General features: G+C 59.0%; 20 protein-coding genes. 1 reads left to right on the top strand and 19 read right to left on the bottom strand.

The features are described 5' to 3' along the window. Positions 1-189: hypothetical protein (locus MCB86_RS02525; RefSeq protein ID WP_239609605.1), on the top strand; the 189-nt coding region annotated here is incomplete at its 5' end. Positions 190-198: 9 nt separating this feature from the next. Here the strand turns inward: MCB86_RS02525 and MCB86_RS02520 are convergent. The 19 genes from MCB86_RS02520 to MCB86_RS02430 all read right to left on the bottom strand — a co-directional run bounded on the left by MCB86_RS02520 (position 199) and on the right by MCB86_RS02430 (position 25,057). Beyond that, positions 199-1,365: a catalase family protein gene (locus MCB86_RS02520; protein ID WP_239609603.1), complete on the bottom strand. Its 1,167-nt coding sequence runs from the start codon at positions 1,363-1,365 to the stop codon at positions 199-201. 21 nt (positions 1,366-1,386) lie between these two features. Continuing rightward, on the bottom strand, positions 1,387-3,258 hold the full coding sequence (locus MCB86_RS02515; protein ID WP_239609600.1) for a di-heme-cytochrome C peroxidase: 1,872 nt from the start codon (positions 3,256-3,258) through the stop codon (positions 1,387-1,389). Between the two features lie 500 nt (positions 3,259-3,758). Further along, complete coding sequence (locus MCB86_RS02510; protein ID WP_045160044.1) at positions 3,759-4,124, bottom strand: hypothetical protein; 366 nt, start codon at positions 4,122-4,124, stop codon at positions 3,759-3,761. Beyond that, positions 4,114-6,480: a hypothetical protein gene (locus tag MCB86_RS02505; RefSeq protein ID WP_239609598.1), complete on the bottom strand. Its 2,367-nt coding sequence runs from the start codon at positions 6,478-6,480 to the stop codon at positions 4,114-4,116. The genes MCB86_RS02510 and MCB86_RS02505 overlap by 11 nt, the downstream gene beginning before the upstream one ends. Positions 6,481-6,536: 56 nt before the next feature. Beyond that, positions 6,537-8,636, bottom strand: a complete 2,100-nt coding sequence (gene tssI, locus MCB86_RS02500) for a type VI secretion system tip protein TssI/VgrG (RefSeq protein WP_239609595.1) — start codon at positions 8,634-8,636, stop codon at positions 6,537-6,539. Between the two features lie 21 nt (positions 8,637-8,657). Then, positions 8,658-9,641: a serine/threonine-protein kinase gene (locus MCB86_RS02495; protein WP_239609593.1), complete on the bottom strand. Its 984-nt coding sequence runs from the start codon at positions 9,639-9,641 to the stop codon at positions 8,658-8,660. Continuing rightward, entirely contained in the window at positions 9,638-10,375 is a 738-nt protein-coding gene (locus tag MCB86_RS02490) for a PP2C family serine/threonine-protein phosphatase (protein ID WP_239609590.1), read from the bottom strand. Before MCB86_RS02490 ends, MCB86_RS02495 begins: the two co-directional genes overlap by 4 nt. Further along, positions 10,375-13,914 carry a type VI secretion system membrane subunit TssM gene (gene tssM, locus MCB86_RS02485; protein ID WP_239609587.1) on the bottom strand — a complete coding sequence of 1,180 codons (3,540 nt, stop codon included), beginning with the start codon at positions 13,912-13,914 and terminating at the stop codon, positions 10,375-10,377. Before tssM ends, MCB86_RS02490 begins: the two co-directional genes overlap by 1 nt. A gap of 15 nt (positions 13,915-13,929) precedes the next feature. Further along, the gene (icmH, locus tag MCB86_RS02480) at positions 13,930-14,802 is read right to left on the bottom strand and encodes a type IVB secretion system protein IcmH/DotU (protein WP_045160049.1); all 873 of its coding nucleotides are present in this window, start codon (positions 14,800-14,802) and stop codon (positions 13,930-13,932) included. 3 nt (positions 14,803-14,805) lie between these two features. Further along, positions 14,806-16,137, bottom strand: a complete 1,332-nt coding sequence (gene tssK / locus MCB86_RS02475) for a type VI secretion system baseplate subunit TssK (protein WP_239609584.1) — start codon at positions 16,135-16,137, stop codon at positions 14,806-14,808. Between the two features lie 3 nt (positions 16,138-16,140). Further along, the gene (gene tssJ / locus MCB86_RS02470) at positions 16,141-16,620 is read right to left on the bottom strand and encodes a type VI secretion system lipoprotein TssJ (RefSeq protein ID WP_045160070.1); all 480 of its coding nucleotides are present in this window, start codon (positions 16,618-16,620) and stop codon (positions 16,141-16,143) included. Between the two features lie 5 nt (positions 16,621-16,625). Further along, positions 16,626-17,819 carry a type VI secretion system-associated FHA domain protein TagH gene (gene tagH, locus MCB86_RS02465; RefSeq protein WP_239609582.1) on the bottom strand — a complete coding sequence of 398 codons (1,194 nt, stop codon included), beginning with the start codon at positions 17,817-17,819 and terminating at the stop codon, positions 16,626-16,628. Between the two features lie 19 nt (positions 17,820-17,838). Then, complete coding sequence (locus MCB86_RS02460) at positions 17,839-17,973, bottom strand: hypothetical protein (RefSeq protein WP_045160052.1); 135 nt, start codon at positions 17,971-17,973, stop codon at positions 17,839-17,841. 425 nt (positions 17,974-18,398) lie between these two features. Continuing rightward, positions 18,399-20,372 carry a lipase family protein gene (locus tag MCB86_RS02455; protein ID WP_239609579.1) on the bottom strand — a complete coding sequence of 658 codons (1,974 nt, stop codon included), beginning with the start codon at positions 20,370-20,372 and terminating at the stop codon, positions 18,399-18,401. A 183-nt stretch (positions 20,373-20,555) separates the two neighbouring features. Next, on the bottom strand, positions 20,556-21,293 hold the full coding sequence (locus tag MCB86_RS02450) for a hypothetical protein (protein WP_239609577.1): 738 nt from the start codon (positions 21,291-21,293) through the stop codon (positions 20,556-20,558). Continuing rightward, positions 21,290-22,141 carry a DUF4123 domain-containing protein gene (locus tag MCB86_RS02445; RefSeq protein WP_239609575.1) on the bottom strand — a complete coding sequence of 284 codons (852 nt, stop codon included), beginning with the start codon at positions 22,139-22,141 and terminating at the stop codon, positions 21,290-21,292. Before MCB86_RS02445 ends, MCB86_RS02450 begins: the two co-directional genes overlap by 4 nt. Further along, positions 22,138-22,557 (bottom strand): hypothetical protein, encoded by a 420-nt coding sequence (locus MCB86_RS02440; RefSeq protein ID WP_045160055.1) that lies wholly within the window; start codon positions 22,555-22,557, stop codon positions 22,138-22,140. The genes MCB86_RS02445 and MCB86_RS02440 overlap by 4 nt, the downstream gene beginning before the upstream one ends. Further along, positions 22,554-22,886 carry a hypothetical protein gene (locus tag MCB86_RS02435; protein WP_239609573.1) on the bottom strand — a complete coding sequence of 111 codons (333 nt, stop codon included), beginning with the start codon at positions 22,884-22,886 and terminating at the stop codon, positions 22,554-22,556. Before MCB86_RS02435 ends, MCB86_RS02440 begins: the two co-directional genes overlap by 4 nt. A gap of 44 nt (positions 22,887-22,930) precedes the next feature. Then, the gene (locus tag MCB86_RS02430; protein ID WP_239609571.1) at positions 22,931-25,057 is read right to left on the bottom strand and encodes a type VI secretion system tip protein VgrG; all 2,127 of its coding nucleotides are present in this window, start codon (positions 25,055-25,057) and stop codon (positions 22,931-22,933) included. Positions 25,058-25,061: the final 4 nt, after the last annotated feature.

Raw genomic sequence — 25,061 nt, 5'->3', positions numbered from 1 at the left:
GGCCAGAATCGGCACGAAGCCGAGTTGCAGGCTGGTTTCGATGAGTGCCTGCTGGTTTACGCTCGTCAATGTCAGCTGCTTCGTCCAGATAATGGGGAGTCGGATACGGCCCACCTGTTTTTCAAGTGCTTACGAGCAAAGCTGAACCGTAAAACGGTCTCGCAGATTCTTGAGTTCAAGCAGCCTTGAGAAAGCGCGTCAACGCGGCGTTTCCTGGTTAGCACCTAGCTGGCCAAAACCATTTCGCTCTGCTCGGTAAGCACTGATCGCCTCATAGACCGTCTTCCTCAGTCGGTTGATGCCACCTATCGGCCGGTGCGCTGGCAGCGCATGCCAAGGGTTGAACGAAAGATTGTCGCAGGCAAGGTTCTGTTCGGGGTTGTCAAAGTCCTGCGCAGGGAGGCGGATATCGGCAACCGTTTCGAACGGAGAAACTGACTCGTCCCATTCGATACTGGTGTCCTCAATCGGCATGTAATGGTCTGCGTTCTGCCGCTGAACCTGAAGCTGAAAACAGGCTGGCGCGCGGTCCAGCGACAATTGCTGGTAGAGCGCACTGCGCAGGAAGTTCGGTAGATCGCGGTTCTGCTCTGGCAGACGGTAGTCCGGGCAATGCTCGGGGGTGGGGATTACGCGGTACTTGATGTTGTGCGGGCCGAGCTTGTATGGCGCCACTGAACTGTAGGTGGTCGCGACTGGACTCTCGGGTGCCGGTGCGAGTGTCTCCAACGCGATATAAAGGTGGCGTAGTTCCCAGCTGCGTGGGTCGGCACTCGGAAAGAAGGCCAACAATTTTTTGCCTTCGGCTTGAGCTGCAAAGTTGCTGCGATATTCTGCGACGTCGCGTACGAAGAACACCGGATGGTTGAACATCACGAAGTCCTGCTCCCCGGCATGGTGCGGGTCGCGGGTGAGCTTATCGCCGGGCACATCGAGCAGTTTGATAGCCATACCGCGGGCGTCCTTGATCCGGTCGAATTGAGGATAAGCGTTGCCGTTGGAGAGCCGCACCCAGGCCTGCCAGGTTTTGCCTGGCTCCGCGAATACACCCTGGCGCAGCGCGCTCTCCAAATCTTCACGTACCCTCACCTCGGCCTTAACGCAGCCATGCGCTTTGGCGTGTGCGTCACGAAGCACGCGAGTGTTGTCTCGATGCTGCTCGATCACCGCGATAGCGTTCTCGATGATCGCCTGCGTGTCGGAGGCTTCGTCGGGCGCGACCATCTCTTCGGTCGGAACTGGACCGCTGTATTTGAAATGGTAAAAGACAAAGCTGATTGCCCAGACGGTCACGCCGAGCGCGATCAAAGCGACCAGCAGTCGGCTGAGCAGGCGCCCGAGCCAGAGCCAGAACCGTGTAAACATGTGCAACTCCTTATGCGCTGATCAACGGCAGGCCGGGCCAGGATTGTAACGGCGGGGTGGAATGTCGCTCAGCAGAGGCTCGAAGCGCGGATCACCATATACCTTGAGGTATTCCACCAGAGCCCAGCGTTCGTGCGGCTCAAGGGCACGACCAATCACGCCGTTGCCGCGGCATCCAGCACGAAATTCATGACCGCGATTGCTATTGCCGGTGATCGAGGTGTCCAGCAGGAACCCGCCCTCGAAGCGCTCGGTGCGGATGCCGACATGCCGCAGGTCATATTCTCGGCTACCGGTCCAGAAGGTTTTTTGCCGCTCGGCGACGGGCGACAACAGCTGGAACAGGGTTGGCACGGAGCCGTTGTGTAGAAAAGGAGGCGTCGCCCAGATGCCGTCTAGCGGGCGCGCCTTATAACCGCGGACTTCCTGCACCCCGATCGGCAGCCCGAAGCCATCGAATTCCGCCCGCTCTTCCGGCGTGATGCCCGCGTCGCGATATGCGCGGTCGCTGACGTAAGCGGTGATATAGGCCAGCCCCTTAGCGCTAGAAACCTTCCTCAGGTCCAGTTCGCCTGCCGATTTACCGAACAGACGGACGTCCAGCCGATTCAGCTCCTCCTGCTTCCAGCCCAAACGGGTGAGATCGAAGCGATGGTCGGCAATGTTGTCGGCTGTGGTCGGGTCGGTACCAACGAAAGAGGTCGCAACGACTGGCATGCGCCACTCCGGCTCGCGGCTTGGAGCAAGGCGCTTGTCGGCCGGTTTGGGCTTGGCGTCGTGACAGTGCGCGCAGTTTTCCCAGTACAGCGCGCGCCCCTGGCTCGCCTGCTGGAGATCGACCTGGCCCAGCACCTCTTCAGGCCAGCGTGGCGGGGTCAGCTGCATCAGGGTCGTTTCAAGCCTATGCAGGTCTCGTACACGCACGCCGGACGCATAACGCTCGGCCTCGGGAACCGGTTGGCCATCTTCGTGTAGCAATTGCAGTCGCGCACCCACGCCCAGTGCCTCGCCAATGTTGCGCGCCATAGGCTGCATGGCCGAGCCGTTCCACTGAACCCAGTCGAACTTCCAGATATCCCAGAGTTGCGGATAGCTAACCGGGGCGTTGGCGACGCGGTAGTTGACCGGGTCAATGGCGTCACCGAAGGTTGTGTTGGCGATGCGCCCGAAGGCATCGGTGCGGCCGAAGCCTTCCTCGGTCGGGTAGAGTCCACGATGCCAGTCGTTGTAGGCCGTGCCGAGCAGCCGATTGAGCACCTGCTTGAAATCCCGGCGCAGCTGGCTACGATCACGCTCGTAGTTCTCACCCAGCACCTCATGAGCGAAACGGCGGAACTTGAGCGGATTGTAGTAGGTAAATGCCATGCTCATGCCGAGCGCCTGGCCAAAGGACCCGCCGCGCAAAGTCGGTACGGTCGACGCCAGTGAGTGCATCGCCGCGCCGCCGTCGATGCGTATGGCCTGACCATTGTAGCGCAGCTCGCCGGTGTGGCACGCCGCACAGCTGACGTCCAGGTAGGCTCTTCCTGTCTCGTCATCTTCATGTCGGGCAAAGCCGACCGGAAGATTGCCAGGGTTCAGTGCAGTGGCCTTCTGTGTGGGATCGATCAGAAATCCGAAGCGGGCCAGGTAGTCGGGTGCCGCTAATTTGGCTCTACTGAGCGGTAGCTCCAGCGCTCCGAACCAGTCGTATTCCAGGCCTTTAACCTGGGTGCCTTGTGGCGTGTAGTAATAGGTTTGCCGGTCTGCCTCGCTCCATTGGTCGAGGTAGCGAAGCACCTTGGGCGCCTCATAGTCAGGCAGGTTGGGATAGGCCACAAAATACAACCCAGCCCCGACCACCAGCGCAGCCAGCAACAAAACAGCCAACAGGACACGTCGCACTAGTCGCATTGGTACATCCTTGTAACGGTAATGGCGAATGCGCTTTTATGGCAGGGTTAAAGAGTGATGGCAATATGCTTTTGCCAGATATGGCTTCGTGAGTAGCTCGGCATTGACATGATGAGACGGTATTGGCGAGAGCGAGCGACCCTCGGTTAGTCAAACTGGTTCCCTACACCGTATTCGGGACGGAGGCCTTAGCTTAAGTAAGCTGATCTCCTTTAGATAACGACGCCATGCATAGGTCCTTGGGTTTCGGCGATTTTTCAGCTGAATTTATGGCGTTAGTAGGGATAAACGCGGCTAGTGAAAGCTATGGAGTAGGAAATTCTTGACGAAGGATATTTGGGCGCAGATATCTCTAAGTAATGTTCAGTGGATATCTTTGCTTCCGAAGCTCTAGAAGAGCTTTCTAAATCATGCCAATTTTATCGTGGTGACTAGCAAGTGATGGCTTTCGCTCGTTTCATTATGGGTTGATGTTTTAACATGGCACGTGCATTCCGCAATCAGATAGTGGAGTTAAAATACGCCTCTTTTTCCTTGTATCGTTTTATCATGCAGTCGAGTTTATTAGCTTGCTCTGCTCGAGTTCCAATGCTTTCGAGAGCTTCGGCTCGGCAAGTCTTTTCGATAAAATCATCCCATACTTTAAATGCTTCTTCCAATCTCTTTACCTGCTCTTCATGATTGGTTGGAGAGGTTGATGCAAATTCAACTACTTCCTTGTATGCGTGTTCGGCTAGGTCTTTTTGTGCTTCTAATTCCATTCGGAGCTGTTTTTCTGTTTCTTGTTGCTGTGCTATTTCCGTCTCAAGGCCAGCATGGGCCAAGGCGGTGAAGAAGAAAGCTGTAAATATTGCTTTACCAATCATTCGTATACTCTTTCCGTCTGTTGAATCTGTCTGGCGGCACATTGTGTGTCGATACCCAGAATGCTTGGTCTTGCATTGCTTGTTTGAGGTTAGGGAAATCATTCTTATAACATAGCTCCTGAATTTTTTCTCTTGTAGCTGGCTTGTAATCGCCTCGATATCTCAAATCAATCATAAGATCTTTTATCTTCTCATCAATTGCGTTCCACGCTTCTTCGCCTCGTCCGGACATGGTGGGGAAATATCTGTTAAGAGTGGTGCTCGCGGTGCTGATGCGCTTCACATCAGCCTCCATTAGATGATATGTAAACAGAAATAGCTGGTGTTGTTGTTTTCTAGTAATCGTAAGTTTGCGCAACTCTTCAGGTGCGGCTGACAAGTAGCTGCATGCCTCTACTTGTGTTTTGCCTTGTCCAGCCACAAGCCAAGATAAGAATGGTTCTTCAATCCCCGCACTCTCAAGATCGGCTTTTACATTAGGTTGTTGACCTATATCGTAGCCGCGGCCGAGGGTTACGCCGGAGTTTCCTACAGGAGGCCAATGAGCCACTCGGCTAAAATAAATTGAACCTGGGTTGTCGTTGCCTTCGACGTCGAAAGTTAGTTGTCCTCGCGGAACTTTTAGCCATTTCAAATCATTCTCGTCTTCGAGAATATAAAGGTTACCAATTAAGCCTGGCGGCTGAAAATGCCAAGCCTTCCCATCCCCACCGAGCCCATACCTTTCCGCTAGATCACTCCACCAGCTCAGCTTCTCAATCCGCCGTTTTTCCGCTTCCCAAATAAAATTCGGTTTTCCAGGTTCCTCCTCCAGTAACGGGTCCAGTTCATTCCATTTACTCCTGTTCCAGAACCATTCGCTTTGATATCTGGTGATCATTTGGCCGAGCAGTTGCGCCTGCCAAGGCTTCGTAAGGGCAGCACGGATTTCCGTGCTGGTCAGAATTCCGTCCTTATCTGTGTCGACGATGTCGTGCAGCCGAGCCAGCGTCAGGATGGGACCGCCGTCTGCCTTGTTGATCTGGGCGTGATAGTTTTGCTGTTCCTCCGTATTTAGCAGGCGGCGGGCATCGAGACTATAGGCAAGCTTTTCGACGGGCGTCCCGGTTTCCTCGACGCATTGGAAGCCCTCCCACTCCCAGGGACTGTGGCGGGTAGTGATCAATTCCTGTTCGGCCAGCCAGCCGTCGATGGGATTCCCGTTGGCGTCAGCGAACAGGCTGTCCAGTCGCCACCAGCGGGTCGTGTCGCCATCGTCCGCGGTCTTGACATGGATCTTGCTCGAAGCCGGTAGTCCGTCCAGCAGCGCTTGCGGAATGATCAGGTCGACACCGATCTGAGAGCCTTCGTCGCTGAGCCTGGGTGGACTATCAGCGCTGATGTCGTCCCGGTGCCTGATCAGCTTGCTTGCGCCTTTGTAGACCTTGAGCAGGGTTTTCTGGTCGTCGGGTAGGCGGCCCGCCCAGGCGCGACTCTGAGTGAGGAACGCAGGCACATCGTCGCAGCTGAAGAGCTCGATATGGACCATATGCTGGGCGGCGCTGTCGTGGTTCTGGTACAGGCCCGGATGACCAATCAGAGCACCGGCCTTGATTGGCCGCCCGCTGTCGAGGACGACGACCTTGTCGTATTCCGCTGGTTCGCTGTGCGGTTTGAGCAGCTTGGTGAATACGTAGCCAGGCAGTTGCCCGTTTTCATTGGTCGCCATGACGGGTTGCGCCGTTCCGCTGATCAGGCTGACCAGCTTGCTGAATTCGCCTTGCGTTTCGCCAATGGCAACTTCGGCTCCCCTGGACAGCTCGGAAAGCTTGACGGCGTTCTTGCTCGGACCCGCACGGACGCTCAAACCTTGATTCTGCGTGTTGACGGTATAGCTTCTCGTTTCCCAGAAGGCGGGGCGCGTCAGGTCTGGCTGCGCCTGGTAGCCCGCCCAGTCCAGCAAGTGCATATACAAGCTGTAGAGGGTCAGGCTTGGAGGGATACTCCGATCATCAATGCTGCCGTCGGCATTGCGTAGTGGTGGTGCCTGTAGGCTGTGCTTGACCAGAACGAACCCCGTCGAAAACGGCGTGCGTTTGATCAGCGGGATCTCGTCCGTAAACTCGCTGACGGGGTAGTGCTCGTCGATGCGATAGGCGATCACCTCTCCATCAGCGATGCAGCGCACGCTCGATTGATCGAACTCGGCTGCAGTGCCGTCGTCGAAATGCACGCCGCCATGCCATAGGCCATTCTCGCCGGTCGGGTAGTAGCCTCCCTTGGCTGACGCCATAAGGGTAAGTAGCTGCAGCGGATTGCTGGTTGCGTCCCTGCTGGGGAACGGGTAGCTCCAATTGATCGGTTTGTTTTCGGCCATGTTCGTACATTGCTCCTTGCCTATGAGCACGCCTGGCGGCTTGCCCTATCCTTTTCTTAACCCGAAAAGTTAAGCGAGCGCTTGCGTTTGGTGGTCAAGTTGCCTGCCTCACCTAGCTGCGCCTGCTCCAACAAACTCCCCGCCTTGTCGCGATCCGCCATCCCCGGCAGCACCGGCGGCTTGATCTTTATCCCAGTCCCTTTGCCCGGCGCGCCACCGGCATTTATCTTGACCAATGGACCGCTGACGGTGATGCCGCCGGGGTCGAGCTTGATGAAGCTGCCGCCAGCGTGGAGGGTGAGTTCGATGCCGGCTTCGATGACTATTTTCTGGCCGGACTTGAGGTGTATCTCGCGGCCGGCTTTGGTCAGTTGGGCGGTGCCGAGCTTGATATGTTGGTTCTGCCCGACCGCGAGATGGTCGTCGGGTTTGATTTCCACCTTGCGCTCGGTTCTGACGATCAGGTGTTCTTCGGCGTGCAGCTCGGTGTAACTGTTCTTTTCTACACTGTCGTGGCGTTCGTTTCCGACGCGGATTTTCTGGTCGTGCTCGACGTTTTCGTCCCAGTCGCGCTGGGCGTGGATGTAAATCTGTTCGGCACCTTTGCGGTCCTCGATGCGCAGCTCGTTGTAGCCGCCACCGCCCGGTGAGCTCAGTGTCTTGAAAACGCTCCGGGTCTTGTTCGCCGGCAGGTCGTAGGGGACCTGGTGTTCGGCGTGGTAGAGGCAGCCTGTGACCAAGGGTTGATCGGGGTCGGCCTCCAGAAAGGTAACCAGTACTTCCATGCCGACGCGCGGGATGGCGATACCGCCGTAGCCGTCTCCGGCCCAGCTGTTGGCGACGCGTAGCCAGCAGCTGGTCTTGTCGTCCGCTTGGCCTTCGCGGTCCCAAAAAAATTGGGCCTTGATTCGACCGTACTCATCGCAGTGGATCTCCTCTCCGGCGGGGCCGGTGACGACTGCGGTCTGGGCGCCGAGTAAGCGGGGTTTTGGGTAGTCCAAAGCGGGCCGGAACGGAACATCCCATGGGGTTGCGAAAAAGCGGTTGCGATAGCCTTGAGTGAAGCGATCTTCCGTAGAACTCAGTCCTTCTTCCGGTTGAGTTGTGCGGGCGCGCCCGTGCCCGCGCTGACTTGAGTTATTGGCAATCGACTCCTCCAACACCTGCGGCTGTTTACCTTCGTGAAACACCTCAGTCAGCAGCCAGAGGTCGTTCCATTCCCGTCGAGGGTGGTCGGAAATTTCCAACAGATGACCGCTGACCAGCGTGGGCTGGTCGCTTCGGCCTTCAGCCCGCCGATAATCGGAACGGTGGCGTTCTAAGGCACGCTGAGATAGATGCTTGCCGCGGGCGCGCTCGGTGAAGCGCCCCGGGTAGTCGTAATCTTCTAGGTCAGATCCTGATGCGCTCTGCTGTTCGGAGCCCTTGTGGCCGGCTTCCATCACCAGACGCGGCTGCTCGAAGTCGTAGTCGCGCCGGCTGACGCGGTTGGTACGGGTCTCCAGGCGGACGGCAAAGCGCTTGATCACTGGCTCGTCGGGGACCAGCCCGCTGTCCTGGAGGTATGCAGTCGGTTGGCCGAGTTTGGGAAAGCTCGTCTGGTCGTCCCCAAACACCAGCACGTGGCCTCGTTCGCTGTGCTCGAAGTGATAGTGGATACCTTCCTCTTCGCACAGGCGCTGGATGAAGTGCAGGTCCGTCTCGTCATACTGCGTGCAATAGTCACGTTCGGGATAGACCACAGGACCGAGTTGAAAACGATAGGCGTCAGCCTGAATGCCGTGACCCTCAAGCACCTGGGCGATGATTTGCGGTACGGCCAGGTGCTGAAAGATGCGCTGATCGGTACGGTGGGCGAGGTACGCCAGTTGCGGAACGATAGTTACTTGGTAGCGGGTTAGGCGCTTGCCGGACTCGCCCTGTGCGACGCGATGAATCAATCCGTGAATGCCATTGCCGGCCGGAGAGAGCGACAGGAATGCTGGCTTGTGCAGCAGGCTCTGCAGGTCGAGATCGGGATGCTCGCCGACAAGCTCCAGGTCGAATCGGTAGGGCTGGCTGATGGCCTCGCGACCGGTGAAAGCGAGTACCTGTAGGTCGTGCTCGACGCCTTCGATGGTGAGGCTGAAGTGGGTGTCGTTAGCCGCGTTGAACATGGCGCTTCCTTGTTTCCTATGTCATCCATGGGGGCGCCCGAACCAGCGCTGCAGGCGGCTAGGTGCGGGGCGACGGAAAATTTCCAGTAGTTGAGTCAAGCTCGCCGTGCGGTCAGGGATATTGAACGCCAGCGCCGAACGCAGTACTGGCCAGCCATGCATCAGATTTGGTGGGCACCGCAGCTCTTTCTCCAGGGCCATAGCTTTGGCCTGCTTGGCACTCAGCCGGCGGAACGGGTGCTGGCCGCTCGCAAGTTCGAATAGCAGGCACGCAAGCGCGTAGATGTCGCTGACTGAGGAAGGCTCGGCGCCTTCCAGCAGTTCTGGAGCCGCGTAGCGGGTCGTCCAGGCCTTAAAACGATTACGAGAGAGGCGTGGTAGCTTCTTGAGAACCTCCTCGAGTGGCTGGGCGAGGCCGTAGTCGAACAAGCGCAACCCGTCCTCGGCAAGCATTACGTTGCTTGGTTTGATATCGCCGTGGATCACGCCGTGGCTATGGGAGTAGGCCAACGCTTCGATCAGCGGCAGGGCGATTTCGCGCAGCTCGTCCCAGGCGAGGCCACCAGGGCGCTCGCTGAGCAATTGGTCGAGGGTCGGACCCTTGAGCAATTCAAGGGTGATAAAAGCTCTCTGGCTGGCTGTGTCCACATCGAAGCCGAACAGCCGTACGACATGGCGATGGCTAAGCCGTGCGGTCAGGGCGAACTCGGTATAAAGCAGCGCATGGGCGTCGGGGTACTCGGCGAACTCATCGTTCAGGGTTTTGAGCGCAATGTAGGGCTCCGGGTCGCCGAACTGTTCACGTAGCAGGTCCCGGGCGCGGTAGACGGCTCCCATGCCGCCCACGCCGAGCAGTCGTTCAATTCGGTAGCGACCGCCTAATACCTGCGGCAACTCGTTGGTATGGGTGGCCGACGACGTCGGAGTGCCAGGCATGGCAGCCGTGGAGGCGAAGGCGAAGTAGGTCAGGTCCGAAGCCGGCTCGGCCCCTATGGGCTCGTTCATCGGCGTACCACCACGGCGCTGAGGTTGTCCCGCGCCGGACCGTCCATGGCCAGGTCGAACAGCCGTTGCAGCGCAAGCGCCGGCGACGGCGAATTGAGCGCTGCACCCAGTGCGTCCGGCGATAGAGTCTGGTAGAGGCCATCGCTGCACAGCAGCAGGGCGTCGCCTGGATAGACATCGAACTCAAGAATGTCCAGCACCAGATGCTCGCTGGCACCGACAGCGCGAGTGAGCGCATGCGCAGCGGGGCGGCGTGCAGCCTCCTGCGGGCTTAGGTTTTGTTCGTCGATCAGTTGTTGCAGCAGTGAGTGGTCGCGCGAAAGCTGATACAGGCGACCGCCACGCCAGAGGTAGCAGCGGCTGTCGCCGGCCCAGACGCAGGCGGCGCGATTATTCTCCATCAGCAGTGCGACCACGGTGCTGCCAATCACCGGGTCTGGACGATCAGCGGTGACGGTCAACTCCTGCCCGAGCCGGCGGTTCAGGTCATGCAGGCAGCGCCGCAGGTTGGCCAACCGTTCGGTCAGGCTACCTTTCGGTAAGTCGGCCAGTTGCTCAACGATCAAGCGGCTGGCCAATGCACCGTTGTGATGGCCACCCATGCCATCGGCGACCGCCCACAAGCCTTGCTCAGGGAGGTCGAGGAAGGCGTCTTCATTACGCGTGCGAACCTTGCCGGTGTCGGTTCGCGCGGCGCTACGCCAGCCATGGGCGGGGCTTGCGGTGCTCGTCATCACAGGGTCGCCGGTAGCTTGAAGTCGCGCAGCAAGGCGATGTCGAACGGGTTCGGCGAGCGCTGGCTGTGCAGCAGGTAATTGGCGTGACGGCCGGCCAGATTCGCTTTGAGCATCAAAACGTCACGGCCGCTGTGGTAGTCCACCTGCATCAGGTCCAGCAGGCGGAACAGCGACCAGGGACCGGTGTTCTTCTCAATGCCGACACGGTGTCCACCGAGCTCTTCGACAACCAGGCTGGTGCGGCCGTCTTCGGCGTCGGCAGGCCAGCTGAAGGCTGTCTGCACGATCGGGCCGTGGCGGTATTCCATCTGCTGATTGCCGAAGCGGAAGTCGGCGCGGCCCAGGCTCGAATCCAGCGAATAGGGCTCAAGTTTGAAGCGGATCTGCGGCTCGTTCGGGTTCTCGGCGAAGAAGCTGCGACGGATCGTTTGTGCGTGGCTCATCTGGGCCAAGAACTCGCGCGACAGAGGTAAGCCACGGCCATCGACACGACGCAGCTGATACTGGCCAGCGCTGCCGCTCACAAAGGCCTTGAGGTATCGATCGAAGAAGCTTTCGGCCACGCCCTGTGTCTTGAAGAACTCGCGGAAGTCAGCGATGGCAACATCGCTTTCGCTATGGGCGCTGAACGGATAGCGCTGGCGCAGCGATCCTTTGTAAAACGCGTACAGCTCGCTTTGGTAGCGCTGGTTGAGGTAGTGGTAGGCGTCGTTCAGCACCAGCGTCCAGCTGTCTTCAGCGAGCAGGCCGAACCAGTTGCCGATCGGTTGCGGCAAACGGGCTGCGCTGGCGCGTAACTGGTTGATCGCATCTCGCTGGCCGCCCATGCGTGCTTTGGCGAGTTCGAACGCGGCCTGATCAGGCGCGCTGGCGTGGGCCAGACCCGCCAGTTGCAATTGCAGCGCATCGAGAGCCTGCAGCGTCGGGACCAGTTCGGCGCTCGCGCCCGAATTCTCGTCGAGCAGACGATGTAGGGGTTCGAAGCGGCGCTCCAAGGTTTTGCGCGCGGTGTCCGGAAGATTCTTGGCCAATACCACCTGAGCCTGCTCGGCAGCGGCCGATGCCAGCATGGCGGCTTTGCCCAGCTTGCCGTTGGCGCCCTTGAGCGCATCGCCAGCGTCTGCAGCATCGTCAGCGGCGTCAGCCACCCCCGCGAAGTAGGTGTTGTCGCGTATTTCGACGAGCAATTGCAACAGCGGCGAATTGGCTGCGCTCAGCCCGCTGAGCAATACCGCGCCCTGACCAGCACCTGCCATCGGCTCCAGCGTCAGTTGTGCGACTGCTTCGCTCCAGTAGTTGGCATAATCGCGGAAATAGAGCTGTTCCATCTCCACCATGAGGTGGCTCAGATCCTTAAGGCTCAGGCTGTCGCCCCCTCCGAGTACCCAGTTGTCACGCAGAATTTCGCGCACCAGATCGCTGCCCTGGGCAACGTAAAACTTCTGATAGCCATTCTGGGTATAGAGGCCGGGAATGGCATAGTCGCTGCCGTTGAATAGGGCGCCCTGAGGGCCGAGGCGTTGGCTGAAGCGATAGTCCGGAAGGCTGCGGGCTTGGTCGCGCAGCATCCGGTAGACGACGTTGGCCAGCGATTCGCTGCGTAGCACTTGGCGCGCTTCGGCGACCAGCTGGTCGTTGAGCGGGTAGGCCGTGAAGCTTTCGTCGAGCAGCCGCTCGAAGTGCGTAAGCAGGCCATTTTGCGCCACGGCATTCCCGGCATAGCGCAGTGACCAGTCCGCTGCTAGCCACTCCTTGAGGAAGCCGTTTTCGCGCCGTTGCTCCAGGTTGAGCATGAGGTAGGCACGCAGACTGCCCAGCAGGCGCTCGCGGTCGGTGAGGTTAGCGCGGATCTGCGCTTCGAGCTGGCGTGCTACGCGCGGCAGCAGCAAGTCTTCCAGTTCGCGCCGGTAGGCCTGATGCAGGGTCGGATCTACCCGTTCGCCCTGGTAGAGCCCGGCACGCTGCAGGTAGGCCAGCTCGGCTTTATTCGGGAACACCTGTGTGGCCGCGTAGCTGGTATCCAATGCCTTGAGTGTGCGCAATGCATCGTCCTGAGCAGAGATGGCTTGATGCTCACGGCCCAGATGCTCGGCGAGGCTGCGTAGTTGCTCGAGACGCTGGTGGTTGTTGGAAAAGCCGTTGGCCCACAGCGCGCCGAACAGCGCCAGGCACGCGAAGCTCGTGGCATAAAGAGCGCGCTGTCCCCAGTCGATACGGCGTAGTTCCTTCTGGTCCAGCCCGGCAAGATCGGCTTCGGGGAAAATCACACGGCTGAGCAGGTGGTTGATAAAGCGCGCTCGGCCGCTGCGGTAGATAGGCAGGGCGCTGCTCGACAGCCCGATGTTGCGACCGATTCCACTGGTGAGCGGATCGAGTCCGTTTTGTAGTTTCGGTGCGCTGGTCAGGTAGAAACCGCGCAACTGACTGGCACGCTGATAGCGGTTGCCGGAGAATGCCAGCTCGACGAACAGGCACAAACGCTCGCCGATCTGGCCAAGCTGGTGAGGGAAGTCGAGGATGCGTCCGCGGCGCTGGGTATCGCGCTCCTGGTGCATGCGTAGAATGATCTGGCTGTTGAGCCGGCGCAGCAGTTCCTCGAATTCGCCCCGAACCACGTTGACGTCGGTGCCGTCCTGTTCCTTTCGGAAGCTGGTCCCCAGCACTTGATCGCTTTCCTCTCGCGAGAGCTGATCGAAGAACTCGTCGAAGCCAAGCACCTTGTCCGCTTTGCTCAAGACCAGATAGATAGGCACGTCGGCACCGAGGCGCTGGCGGATCTCATGCAGGCGCTGGCGGCTTTGGCGCGCCAGAGTCTCGAGTTCCAGTTCGTTCGACTGGAGCAGCTGCTCGACCGGAATATTGACCAGCACACCGTTGAGCGGACGCGCACGGCGGCGGCGCAACAGGCCAAGTAACGTATCCCAGGCTTTGCTGTCCACGGGGGCGTCGGGCTGGGTCAGGTAGCGGCCGGCGGTGTCGATCAGCACCGCATGATCGGCGAAATACCAGTCAGCGTAGCGGGTGCCCGAGACATCCTTGGTCAGGCGCTGGTTTTCGCCACGGTTGAGGGGAAAGTCCAGGCCGGAGAAGTCGAGCATCGAGGTCTTGCCGCTGCCTTGCGGGCCGAGCAACAGGTACCAGGGCAGATCATTGCGCCATTTTTCGCTGCGCCCGCGATACAGGCTCGAACTCTTTAACGTGCGCATAGCGTCGCGGTAACGCTGGCGTAGGATGCCTTGCTCTTCGCTAACCAAACCTTCGCAGCGCAGGCGCTCCTGGGCCTGTTCGTCGCTGGCTTCGGCCTGCTTGCGGCGGGTAGTGCGCCAGCTGGTGAAGACAATGAACAGCCCCCAGGCCAGGCACAGACCGGCGATGGTCAGCAGGCGGCTGGTCGAGGACTCCCAGACCTTGTAATCGTCAACTGCGAGCAGCGGGCCGACGAACCACACCAGCAGGATCAGCACCAGCAGGACACATAGGCTCCATACCCAGGTCTTGCGGAAAAACGCGGCAAGCTTGCCGAAAAAAACCTTCATGGCATTACATCCTTGTTACGGCTTGGGCTCGACCTGAACGGTCGGATCAACAGGTTGGTACGGCTGTAGAACGGTGTCGCGGTGTTCGCCCAATACCCAGGCGAACCCCGCATACAACGTTACCAGGCAGATCAGCGTGAACAGCGTGACCAACCACCAGGGCACGATGCGGACCAGGCGGCGGCGCGTATCGCGTAGCCCCTGCCAATGCGGCGAAACCTCGCGGGGTACGTCACCGCGCAGCTGGCGAATCTGCCGGTAAAGACTGTCGCGCACCGCTTCGAGCTCGACCATGCCGCGCGGCATCACCCGGTACTTGCCCTCGAAGCCGAGCGACAGGCAGAGGTACATCAGCTCCAGCATTGGCAGGTGCTTGACCGGGTTGCGTGACAAACGCTCGAGCAGCTGGAAAAACTTCTCGCCGCCGAAGGTCTCGTTGTGAAAGGAGGAGAGCAGGCTCATCTGCGACCATTCGCTCTCGTTCCCCCAGGGCGTGGTCACCACCGCTTCGTCGATCGCGGTGCACAGCACATAACGCGCGGCCATGACCTGGCTGCTCTCGGCGCCATCGTGCAGGGCGCGGTGTTCGAACAGCTTGAGTTCGCCAGACAGGCGTTGGTTTAGCGCATGCAGGTCTTCGCCTTCGTAGCTGTGCTTGAGCCGCACCACTTCCGACAGCAACGAGGAGGCCGCCGCCACCAGCGGGTTGAGGCTGATGTTGAAGGTTTCCGCCGGGCGCAGGCGCGCGGCGTAGATCATCCGCTCCTCGAGCTGCTCGAAGCGCGGAGGGGCGCTGAAATCCGTCAGCGGGCTTTGCGCCGGGGCGTCGCCGTGGCGATTGAGGATGACCGTCTTGTCGTCCTGCCCGTAGTCCATTTCTCTGATCATTGGTCAGTTCCTGATCGCCCAGAATTTCAGCTCAAGCCCGGAAAATTCACCGGACACGTGGAAGGCGAAGCCGCCGGAGCGCTCCAATTGCGCCAGCTCCTCGGAGCTCAGCTCCAAGGAGAAGTAGGTCTTGCCGGAGTGGAACGGAATCTGTCGCGGTGCAACTGGCAGCGGTTTGACCTTGATCCCCGGCAGGTGCAGGTTGACCAACTGGCGAATGCGCTCCACCGGGCCGACCTTGAGATGAGCCGGCAGGCGCGTGCGCAGCTCTTCGGAATCGCATTGGGCGCTGGCGGCGAGTACGAACGAAGCGCTGCCGAGCAGCTTGTGGTCGTGCAGCGGGGAGACCTGGATGCCGTACTGGCGCTGCTGCAGTAGCAACTCGATGGCGTGCTGTTCGAGCACCATCGACAGGACCTGGCGGATCGCATCCATCAGCTTGCGGAACGACAGTCCCTGATCGTTGTGCAGGTAGCGACCCTCCAGCCGAGGACGCTTCGTCTCGCTGGAAAACGTCGCCAGCTCCCCGAGCAGACCCAGCAGCTCGCGGTAGATCTGCTCGGGATGCACCCGATCGATACCCATGTAGTGGCGTAGCACGGGCTCGTAGCGGTTGATCAACTGCAGCATCATGAAGTCGCCGACCTCCGCTCCGCCGACCTTACCGGTGGCGCGGATACGTTCGGCGAGGATGTCGCCGCGATGGCCGAGCATGCTGATCACTTCCTTTAGACAGGACAGCAGATAGCCGGAAGCCTGAAAGTCGATGAAGGTCGGGATGTACTCGGGGTCGAGGCTGATGACCCCATCCGGCGTGGTGTCGAGAATGTCGCAGAGCTTGAGTTTTACGTAGGCCTGGTCGCTCTGCTGCTCACCCAGAAGCAGGCGAAAGTCTGATCGGCCGGTGCTGACTTGGCTGCTGCTGCTATCGCCGGCGTTGGAGTCGGCGACTTCCTCATCGAACGCGATGTAGCGTGCCAGTACGTCTTTCTGCTCTGGGCGACGACTCTCGATATGGTTGCCGGTGACTAGTGGTAAAGCCAGGTACACAGGGGTGTTACCGGTATTGGGCGGCACGTCCAGAGCCAGTGGTTCACGCTCGGCGCCAATCTCGAAAAGGCTGCCATCAGGAAGCAGACCACTGGCCTGGCTAAGCACCAGCTTGCCCATGTTTAGGAACTGGCGATCGATCTCCAGCTCGAAGAAGCCCCAGGCGTAGTGGCCCAACTTTTGGGTTCGCAGCTTGAGCTGCGCATCGTAATAGCGGTCGCTTTGCTGGAAGTGCTGCGGACGTAGCAGCATGCCCTCCTGCCAGATCACCTTGTTCATGCTCATCGATCATTTCCCCCTCGTGAGCGGATCGACGGCTTGAATGCCGCGTTCGTCGAGACCGAGCTCAATGCGGTTCTGCGCCTTTTGCTCCAAGGGAATAACGAAACGCCAGTTGGATTCGGGCAGGTCGCGGTAGGCGGCCAGCACGGCGACGTAGCGGCTGCCTTTCCGAACGAACAGCTTCAGGTCGCGCTGCTCGCCCGGGCGCAGTTCCAGCTCTTCCTGAATCACCAAGTCCGGGGACAGGGCTTCCTTGGGGCGTTGGTAGAGCGAGAAGAAATCAGCGTTCTCGAAGGCCACCGGATGCTTGAGTTCCAGCAGGCGAATCACGATGGGTGAGGGTCGTCCGTTGAGGTCGGGGTTGAGCCTGTCGCCACCTTGTAGCGACAGGTCGAGCTTGGTCAGGTCCGAGTTGGGCGAGAGGGCAGAACAACCGCTCAGAACGGCAAGCGCAGTAAACACCGTGGCGGAAAGAAAGCGAGACATGAACATCATCCTTGAAGGTCTGTGTTGAGCGTGGCGATCAGGCGAACTTGCTCCTCGTAAGCCTGGGCGAAGTCTCGAGCGAACAGCCGCTCGCTCCAGTCGTCGTCACGTTGCATGGCCAGATGTAGGCGCTTGTAGGCGCGCCAACGAGTCCCTGCGGTGGAAATCAGCGGCTTGTTGTCACGCTCGAAGCGCAATGCCAACTGGTCTGGGGAGAACTGCTCAAGCATGCTCTTGATGGCGGCGCGACTGGCAGCCAGCATCGCCACCTGGTGCGCCTGCAGGTCCCGATAGGCGCGCCCCATGGCCTGTTCAGCAGGTAGCTGCCCCAATTTCCCCCCCCGCAGCAAGAGGTTCAGCGCTTCCCCGCTGTCGATGCTGTGCTTGAGCGGGTTGTTGCCAGCACTCTGTACGGTGGTCAACGACAGACGCATCTCATTTTTCAGTTCGCTGCGGGTACGCAGTGTCTGCTGCAATCCGCCGACGCTTTGCTTGAGTAGGCTCGCAGCCTTGAGCGCCAGTGCCTGACGGCCTTCCTCGTCGAGGTCGTCCAGGGGGACCTCCATCGCCTCACCGAAGCGCGCCCAGAAACCCTGCGATAGCCGCTCTGGCTCTGGCGGAACCTTGGCTTGGGCAGCTGGCTTGGGTATCACCAGCTCAGGAACCTGCAAGTTTTCTTCGTCGATCTGGGCGTAGTCGCGTTGCTGGGTGTGCGCTCGAGGCGGGGCGAGCACGGCGGTAAGATCGTCGACCTCTGCATAGACCCGCTCCTGCTGATCCATTGCATTTAGTGGATCGAGATCGAGGAAGGCGTCGTCGGGAATGATGCTTCCGGCTGGCTGCGGACGGCCGATATCGCCTTCAAAGGAGGCCGGATCCTGAATCAGCCGCGCACGGATTTCGAAGCCCCCCAAACAATACACACTGCCGTGCTCGATGCGCTGCGCCCGGCCCTTGTCCAGGCTGGCACCAGTGTCTTTGAGTTGGATACCGTTGCTGCTGATGTCGGTAAGAAAGAAGGCACCGTCCCGGTAGTTCACTTCGGCGTGGCGGCTGGACAAGACACGTTTGCGGTCCGGTATCACCCAGTCACAGTCCTCGGCACGGCCAATGATGCCTCCGGCCTGCTTGAAGGTTTTGCTGCTGATGAGGCCTGGCGCAAATTGCTGCGCGCTGACCATATCGAAAACCAATTCCATGGTTTTTTCTCCTAGTGAGTCAGTTGCCGCGAATGGACGCCTGCGGATCACCCAACGGGCGATATTCGTCATCATTGAACTTGTAGTTGCCGGAGCAACCGGCGAGGGCGAGGGATGCGGCGAATAAAACGAGGGCGCAATAGCGGGCTAGCACGCGATTTCCTCCTTGAAAGCGTGTGGGCAGACGGCCCCGCTCGCCGAAACGGCGAAGCGAGACTCAGGCTGAGTATTGAAGTTCACCCGCTTGTCTGCATGGGTGAACGGGGTCACGAAAAATAGCCGGTTTGCGTCGGAAACGAGAGCTGGGGCTATAAATGTGGCTCGCCAGACCTGAGAGACCGCTTGGCTACGTGGGCAAGCGTAAGGAGACGTCAGACTAGATGTACGGGAACGAGACGCACCTGTCCGGCAGCAGGGCCATGAATCGCCAAGACGCTGCTGTAGGTTATTTAAGGGCTTTTCTCTATAGAGGCCTACCCGGTGCTTTACGCCGGGGGCGAATCCGCTGCTACAGCTTGTAAATACGTTAGACGCACATGCCTGAATTCGAAGCTCAAGGCAGGCGCTTCGGCAGTAAATTCAGGCAAGCGCAGGTCTTAGCGTGTCCTGAGTTTGAGCCAGCCGTGCTGCTTTACGGTTTGAGTCCAAAGCGAGCCATTGCTCTACCAAGCTCGGGATATCCCCCCGATTCCAAAGATCGCCGAAAACGTCTTGTGCGGTCAGCTTTCGATCCGCCTCGTTTAGCAGCCGCTGCTTCGCCAGAGCCAGCGCGTCACGTTGTTGGGCGCTTAGCTGGCGCACCGCAGTGATTCCCTCCTGGTAGAGCTGCATGAGCTCCGTTTCAGTCTTGTTGTAGAAGCGCCTGTCGTGACGTAGCCTGACTTCATGCTGGAATTCGGCAAAACTTCGTGGCCGCCAACTGGCCAGTTCTTCCGCGGCGAGTTGTATTACTCGGTGAATGTTCTGAATCTCTGTAGCCGTAAATAGGGCTCCGTCGCGCTCCGCGATGCTGGTATGCCAGCGCAACAGCGTGGTGAGCATGGCCCGGCTGTAACCGCTATCGCTGGAGTGCTCTGGAAACGAGATGAGCTGATTGGCGAAGGCTGCACGCTCAGGCATATCGTCTTTCAGATTGAGCGCGCCGGCATAACGGGCGCAGGCTTGCTCGTCGATAAGCGCGCAATTAGGTTGCCACAGCACTGCGCTTGCGCTGCCGCTGCTAGGTTTCCGTGACACGAAATGGCGTTGTTCACCATGGTGTTCATAAGTGTCGCCCTGCAGGTTCAACAAGCCGCCCAGAAGTAGAGAAATTCCCACTGCAGGGGAGCTGAACAACGCGACGACGCCCGCGGCAGCAAGCTTCCATTCAGCGTCCATCCAGATGAACGGGACCCCTGGAATCGGATCGTTGTGGTTTACCAGTCGATGGTGCGTTAGACCATTTGCGCTCTGGACGAAAGCTTGATCGCCAGCACGTGGCGCACCAAACGTATAAAGCTGCGTATCTTCCGACCAACGTTCGCTTACCCATGCAGCGAGCAGTAGCGCAACCGCACCGCCAAGGCTGTGCCCACAGATGATCACGGTCTGCCCCTTGTAGAAGGCTTCCATATAGCGCTCGACAAAAATCTTGGCTGCGCTGAATGCGTTGTAGAAGCCTCTGTGCGCTTGACCAACGCCTTCTGTAAACGGTACTTGTCGTGCATCGGCGTCGAGCAAAAAATCTTTTAGTCCGAGGGTGCCGCGCACGGAAATCAGCATGACCTTATCGCTGTGGGTGATGAAAGCCTGCGTGTCGGATTGCTCGTGATGCAGGAAATGGACATCTTCAGGATTGCGCCAGCCTTTCAACGCTTCTTCGCGATAGCGCTCTGGATCGTATGGCATAACTTCCAAGCGCTTGGAGTAGGGCACTTCCTCATACAGTAGGTGATAGCGCGCTTCGCCAAAGAGCTGGGATTTTTTTAAGCGGGCCAGTTGTTCACGCAACACATGCCCTATCGAGCCCGGATCGGGATAAGGGGGCGGATTCGAGGCGTAGGGAGTTCCTGATTCCTGGGGCTTGCTGAACGGGGCGTAAGCGAAGGCTCCCATCACCGCCAGATGATAGGCATTCAAGGCGCAGAATGCCTTATCTCTCGAGAGCAGCGGGCTGTAAGCGCGGAGTGCTTTGACTTCGAGCAAATGGTGGGCATCCGGGGCCAGGGCTATGCCCGGTTGACACTGCGCAAGACCGGCGTTGCATTTGAGTTTAGCCGCCGGGCGAGGTCCCCATGCAGAGTCACTCTCCGGTAGATGGCTTTTGGCTTCGGCGAAGTCGCTAACTTCCACACGGAAGAACTGAGCGCATTCCTTTGTAGCGCGAGCTTCCGCTAGGTAGGTTTTACCATCGGAGCGGCGGGGGCCTGAAGGCGATTGTTCGGCTGCTATTTGCAGTGCCGTTAAGGGAAGCATGAAGTTTTCACGACTTGAAATCGCCGTGTACCATTCATCGTTTCCTGAGTAGCTCTCCGATAGCTGGAGAATCACCGCCCCATGATAGAGCTGAAGCACTTCAGCGTATCCGTCCTCGTCTAGTTGGCCGGCATATGTTTGCCCTTGGCTATCGTGCAGCTTATAAGCGAGTCCGGCGTACGGTTTCCCACTTCCGTGCTCGTCTACCAGCCGAAAACTGATTCGGTTACGGCGGCTAGGGCATTCGAGGCTGACAGTATTTGGCGAGCTGTTCATCCGTGATCACTCTATGCAGTTTGGGTAAACGGAGCATTCGCGGCCGTTCATCTTAAAGGTGCGAAATTGAGGCGGTTTTGTACAGCGTTCTTCATAGTCGGTACCCCACCGGCCTGTGCAAGGTTTCCAACCATGTTGGGTTTCTAGCCAATACCCCCGCATATATGGTTTGTCTCGGGTAGCGGTACTGATATCAAGCTTTACGGTTTTGTTTTTTAACTCGTCGAATGCGAGGTGAGCTCCTGCCCCCTTACAGCTCAGTAGCCTACTGACCTCTCCTTTCCTGGAGTACGCCTTGCTAAGTTGGAACAGCCACGTGCATTCCGCTGTCTTGCTCAATCTCCCGTTGGCATCGAATCCCGGCGCGCCTTCAGGCAGCACGTCGATCAGCACCAGACCTCCATTGTCGTAGGTGCGCTGCCAATCCTTTTCGCCGTAGCGGCCGTGAATGAACAGGCCGACGCGGGCCAGGCGCATCTCGCAAAGACCGTCGCGGTAGCTGATAGGTATCCTGAAACGATATTCGTGGGTGCCGTCCTCGAAGTCGCTTTCGAAGGAACGCGCGCGGGCGGGGCCATTGCAGTCGTTGGCGACACCATAGTGAGCCTGGGCTATGAGGGCGAATTTCGGTGGCAGTTGGCCTTCCAGAGTGAAACTGTCGCCCGCGAACGGGGTGATTGAGCCGCAGGCTGTAAGCAAACTGCCCAAGCCGATTGCCAGCAGATGCGCGGTGTGACGGGTCATGAGTGAGTGTGCTCCATATTGGCAACTGCGACTTGGCAGCGAACAAAGTGATGTTCGGGTGTCTCTGCGGTGTGGGCAGACCAGAACGAATGCGATGCCAGAACGTGATCCAGGCGGTACTGCAACAGAAAGCGTTGCTTCTCCGGCGCATGCCATCGCCACTGTTCGGCCTGGTCGAGCTGCTCATCGAGCCACTCATCTAGCAAAACGTGCTCGGCCAGTTTGGCAGTCGCAGTCGGGAATTGCTGCCAGAGCCACTGTAGTAAGTTGTGATGGCGGATCTGCCGCGCGGTCGTAGGTGGCTCGGGAAGATCGAGCCAGGGCGTTGCAAACGGAGGAGGGCAGTAGGCAGGGGCTGGGTTGTCGAATCTCGACCAAGCACTACCGTTCCAGCATAGTGCGCTAGCCAGGGGACCCAGCAGCAGATGATGCTGCTCCAGAGGCAATCCACACAGGTGGTGGGCGATTACTCGGCTGTCCTGCAAACGGTATAGAGCACGTTGATCCTCCTCTACAATCAGCATTCGCGCCCGCCAGTGATCGGCGAGGGCGGGCATGTCGATCTGGACGGCGCTGGCCAGCCAGCCCCAGCCGCGTTCAGGTGTATCAAGCAGCGTTTGGATGAACTCCGAAGCGGGGTTGTGCAAACGAACCAGCCAGGGTCCGACATCTGCCATTTCAGCGAACTCGGTACCTCGGTAAAGGTTGACGTAGTCCTGCATCAGGTCCGCGCTAAACAGGGCTTCGATCAGATCCGGTTCTGCGAGACGGTCGACGATTAGCAGCAGTTCGTGTTGTTGGACAAGCTGGTCGGCGATCCAGTCTGAAGCAGTGACTGCCTGCGTCATGCGAACCTCCACAATGACAGGGCTTTCAGTGCTTCTGAGGCGAGAACCAGAACAACCAGCATGACCTGATGATCCGGCCAGTAGCTACCTGCCAGGAGAATCAGCGAAACCGATGGGTATATGAGCAAGAGCCGGAATGGAATCTGCGCAAAACCAAGATAGCGAGCCCACCGGTAACCGCACAGGAACAGCACGGCGCTCAATATGACGGAAAACTGCAGAAACCATGACATGGTCGCCACTGCGATATTGGGGCCGCCAAGTTCAGAGCCAAGCGCAAGGGTGTTGGATAGGTCGGTGATATAAGGGATGCGGCCGTTTTTCCAGCTCATCAGGCTGTACCAGACGACATAGAATGCATCCAGAAGCCCCCATATCAGTAGCGTTTTATTTACCCGCGCCAGTATTCTGATCACGTTTCGGGATCCTTATTTTCATAAACGGTGTTGGCGGTTACAGGCTGCCAGTGCCACGACTTTCCTGACGTCTGCCACGCGTCCGGGCCTTCTAGATAGGTCTGCTCGATCCTGTGCTCCTCGCCGTAACGACGAATAGGTGATCTGGCAGCGAGGTGTTGTTCGTTTTCTCCCAGCGGTTGCCAGGTCTGGATCAAGGTGCGCTTGGTGAGCTGATAGTCCTTACCGTCTGAACCAAAAGCTCGACCCTCGTCGCCCATTGATACGAGGTGATTGATAACCAGCATTCCCATATTACGGGCGCCGTGGTAAACGGCCTCCTGGGTCACCCATCTACCAGGGCCGCTCGTGATTGGTGCGGCTACGCTGGGTGCTAGGGCAGGTTTGCCGTGGGGCTTGCAAGTGCTAGCGCATTAGGGGATGTGGTTATTGCGCTCGGTTGCACCGCACAGATTCCATCCCTACACGCTTCACAAATCGGGCAGCGACTCGCCCCGATCTGCCTGGCCTTGCGGGCCATTTGCAGCTGGGTATTAGCCAACGCGAGTTTTGGCTTCGCACCGGCCTTGTCATTGTCGGCTGCCCAAGGAATCACAGGAGCCAGAATGCTCAGCCCTGAACCTTTGCCAGGTGCCCCACCGGAATTCATCTTGATGGTCGCGCCATTAAGGGTAACGCCGCTCGGATCCAGCTTGAGGAAACTGCCGCCTCCTGACGCGGTGAGCTCCATGCCAGCGTCGATGACGACTTTGCTGCCGGCGTAGTAATGGATTTCGTCGCCGGCTTCGATGAATTGTCCCGTGCCGATCTTCAGGTGCTGGGTATTGCCAACAGTGAGGTGGTCGTTGGTGCGGACCTCCGTCTTGCGATCGGCATGGGTGGTGCGGTGTTCCTCCGCCTTGAGCTCGCTGTAGCTGTTGCCTTCCACCGTGTCGTGGCGCTCGTGGCCGACGCGGATCTTCTGATCGTGCTCGATATTCTCGTCCCAGTCGCGCTGAGCGTGGACGTAGATCTGCTCGGCGCCCTTACGGTCTTCGATGCGCAGCTCGTTGTAGCCGTCGCCGCCCGGTGAGCTCAGTGTTTTGAAGACGGTACGGGTCTTGTTCGCTGGCAGGTCGTAGGGGACGACATGCTCCTTGTGGTACAGGCAGCCAGTGACCAGCGGTTGGTCGGGATCGCCTTCGAGGAAGGTGACTAAGACTTCCATCCCAACGCGGGGGATGGCGACGCCGCCGTAGCGGTCCCCGGCCCAGCTCGAGGAGACGCGTAGCCAGCAACTGGTCTTGTCGTCGGCCTGGCCTTCGCGATCCCAGTGGAACTGCACTCGTATGCGGCCGTATTCGTCACAGTGAATTTCTTCACCTGCAGGGCCGGTGACGACTGCGGTTTGGCTGCCGAGGGCTTTGGGCTTGGGATGCTTCAGCGCCGGGCGAAAGGGGATGTCCCAGGGCGTGGCGGTGAAGTGATTGCGGTAACCCTGCGTGAAGTCCGCGTTATTCGTCGATTGCGAAACTGACTCCTCCAACACCTGCGGCTGTTTACCTTCATGGATGATTTCTTTGAGTAGCCAGAGCTGGTTCCAGTCACTGCGAGGGTGCCCTCTTAGCGCGAGGAAGTGACCGGTGACCAACAGGGGTTGATCGCTCTCGCCTTGGGCCAGTTCATAGTCGCTACGGTGGCGTTCCAGGGCGCGTTGCGACAGGTGCTTGCCGCGTGCGCGTTCGGTGAATCGGCCAGGGTAGTCGTAGTCTTCCAGGTCTGGCTGGAACTCGCTCTGGAAGGTGCCTTCCATGGTCAGGCGCGGTTTCTCGAAGTCGTAGTCGCGGCGGGTAACGCGGCTGGTGCGGGTTTCCATGCGCAGGCCGAATCGCTTGATCACTGGTCTGTCAGCGACCAGACCTGAATCCTGCTGATAAATGACGGGGGCGAGCTTGGGAAACCCTGTCTGGTCGTCGCCGAAGGCCAGTACATGGCCCGAGGCGCTGTGCTGGAAGTGATAGTGGATGCCCTCTTCTTCGCACAAGCGCTGGATGAAATGCAGGTCGGTCTCGTCGTACTGCACACAGTAGTCGCGCTCGGGATACACCGAGGCGAGCGCGAAGCGATAGGCATTGGCCTGTATACCGTGCTCTTCGAGCACCTGGCTGATGATCTGCTCCACAGTCAGGTGCTGGAAGATACGCTGGTTGGTGCGGTGAGCCAGGTAGGCCACCTGTGGGCGCAGGGTGATGTGGTATCGCGTCAGGCGCTTGCCGGAATCGCCCTGGGCGATGCGGTAGATCAGGCCATGGATGCCGTTACCGGCCGGCGAGAGCGCCAGAAAGGCCGGCTGGTGCAGCAGGCTTTCCAGGTCGAGATCGGGGCGTTCGCTGACCAGTTCAAGATCGAAGGCGAAGGGTTGTGAGAGCGCCTCACGGCCTTTGAATTCGAGCACCTGTAGGTCATGGTCGGCACCTTCGATAGCGAGGCTGAAATGGATGTTGTTGGCCGGGTTGAACATGTCT

The organism is Pseudomonas sp. KSR10, assembly GCF_022355455.1.
Taxonomy (GTDB): Bacteria; Pseudomonadota; Gammaproteobacteria; order Pseudomonadales; family Pseudomonadaceae; genus Stutzerimonas; species Stutzerimonas stutzeri_E.
The sequence above is the reverse complement of the archived record's forward strand: the minus strand, read 5'-3'. Positions and strand labels throughout refer to the sequence as shown.

Bases quoted from the DNA above. Each gene is read 5' to 3' on its own strand.
- MCB86_RS02520 (WP_239609603.1), bottom strand. From the start codon at position 1,365: ATGTTTACACGGTTCTGGCTCTGGCTCGGGCGCCTGCTCAGCCGACTG.
- MCB86_RS02515 (WP_239609600.1), bottom strand. From the start codon at position 3,258: ATGCGACTAGTGCGACGTGTCCTGTTGGCTGTTTTGTTGCTGGCTGCG.
- MCB86_RS02510 (WP_045160044.1), bottom strand. From the start codon at position 4,124: ATGATTGGTAAAGCAATATTTACAGCTTTCTTCTTCACCGCCTTGGCC.
- MCB86_RS02505 (WP_239609598.1), bottom strand. From the start codon at position 6,480: ATGGCCGAAAACAAACCGATCAATTGGAGCTACCCGTTCCCCAGCAGG.
- tssI (WP_239609595.1), bottom strand. From the start codon at position 8,636: ATGTTCAACGCGGCTAACGACACCCACTTCAGCCTCACCATCGAAGGC.
- MCB86_RS02495 (WP_239609593.1), bottom strand. From the start codon at position 9,641: ATGAACGAGCCCATAGGGGCCGAGCCGGCTTCGGACCTGACCTACTTC.
- MCB86_RS02490 (WP_239609590.1), bottom strand. From the start codon at position 10,375: ATGACGAGCACCGCAAGCCCCGCCCATGGCTGGCGTAGCGCCGCGCGA.
- tssM (WP_239609587.1), bottom strand. From the start codon at position 13,914: ATGAAGGTTTTTTTCGGCAAGCTTGCCGCGTTTTTCCGCAAGACCTGG.
- icmH (WP_045160049.1), bottom strand. From the start codon at position 14,802: ATGATCAGAGAAATGGACTACGGGCAGGACGACAAGACGGTCATCCTC.
- tssK (WP_239609584.1), bottom strand. From the start codon at position 16,137: ATGAGCATGAACAAGGTGATCTGGCAGGAGGGCATGCTGCTACGTCCG.
- tssJ (WP_045160070.1), bottom strand. From the start codon at position 16,620: ATGTCTCGCTTTCTTTCCGCCACGGTGTTTACTGCGCTTGCCGTTCTG.
- tagH (WP_239609582.1), bottom strand. From the start codon at position 17,819: ATGGAATTGGTTTTCGATATGGTCAGCGCGCAGCAATTTGCGCCAGGC.
- MCB86_RS02450 (WP_239609577.1), bottom strand. From the start codon at position 21,293: ATGACCCGTCACACCGCGCATCTGCTGGCAATCGGCTTGGGCAGTTTG.
- MCB86_RS02445 (WP_239609575.1), bottom strand. From the start codon at position 22,141: ATGACGCAGGCAGTCACTGCTTCAGACTGGATCGCCGACCAGCTTGTC.
- MCB86_RS02430 (WP_239609571.1), bottom strand. From the start codon at position 25,057: ATGTTCAACCCGGCCAACAACATCCATTTCAGCCTCGCTATCGAAGGT.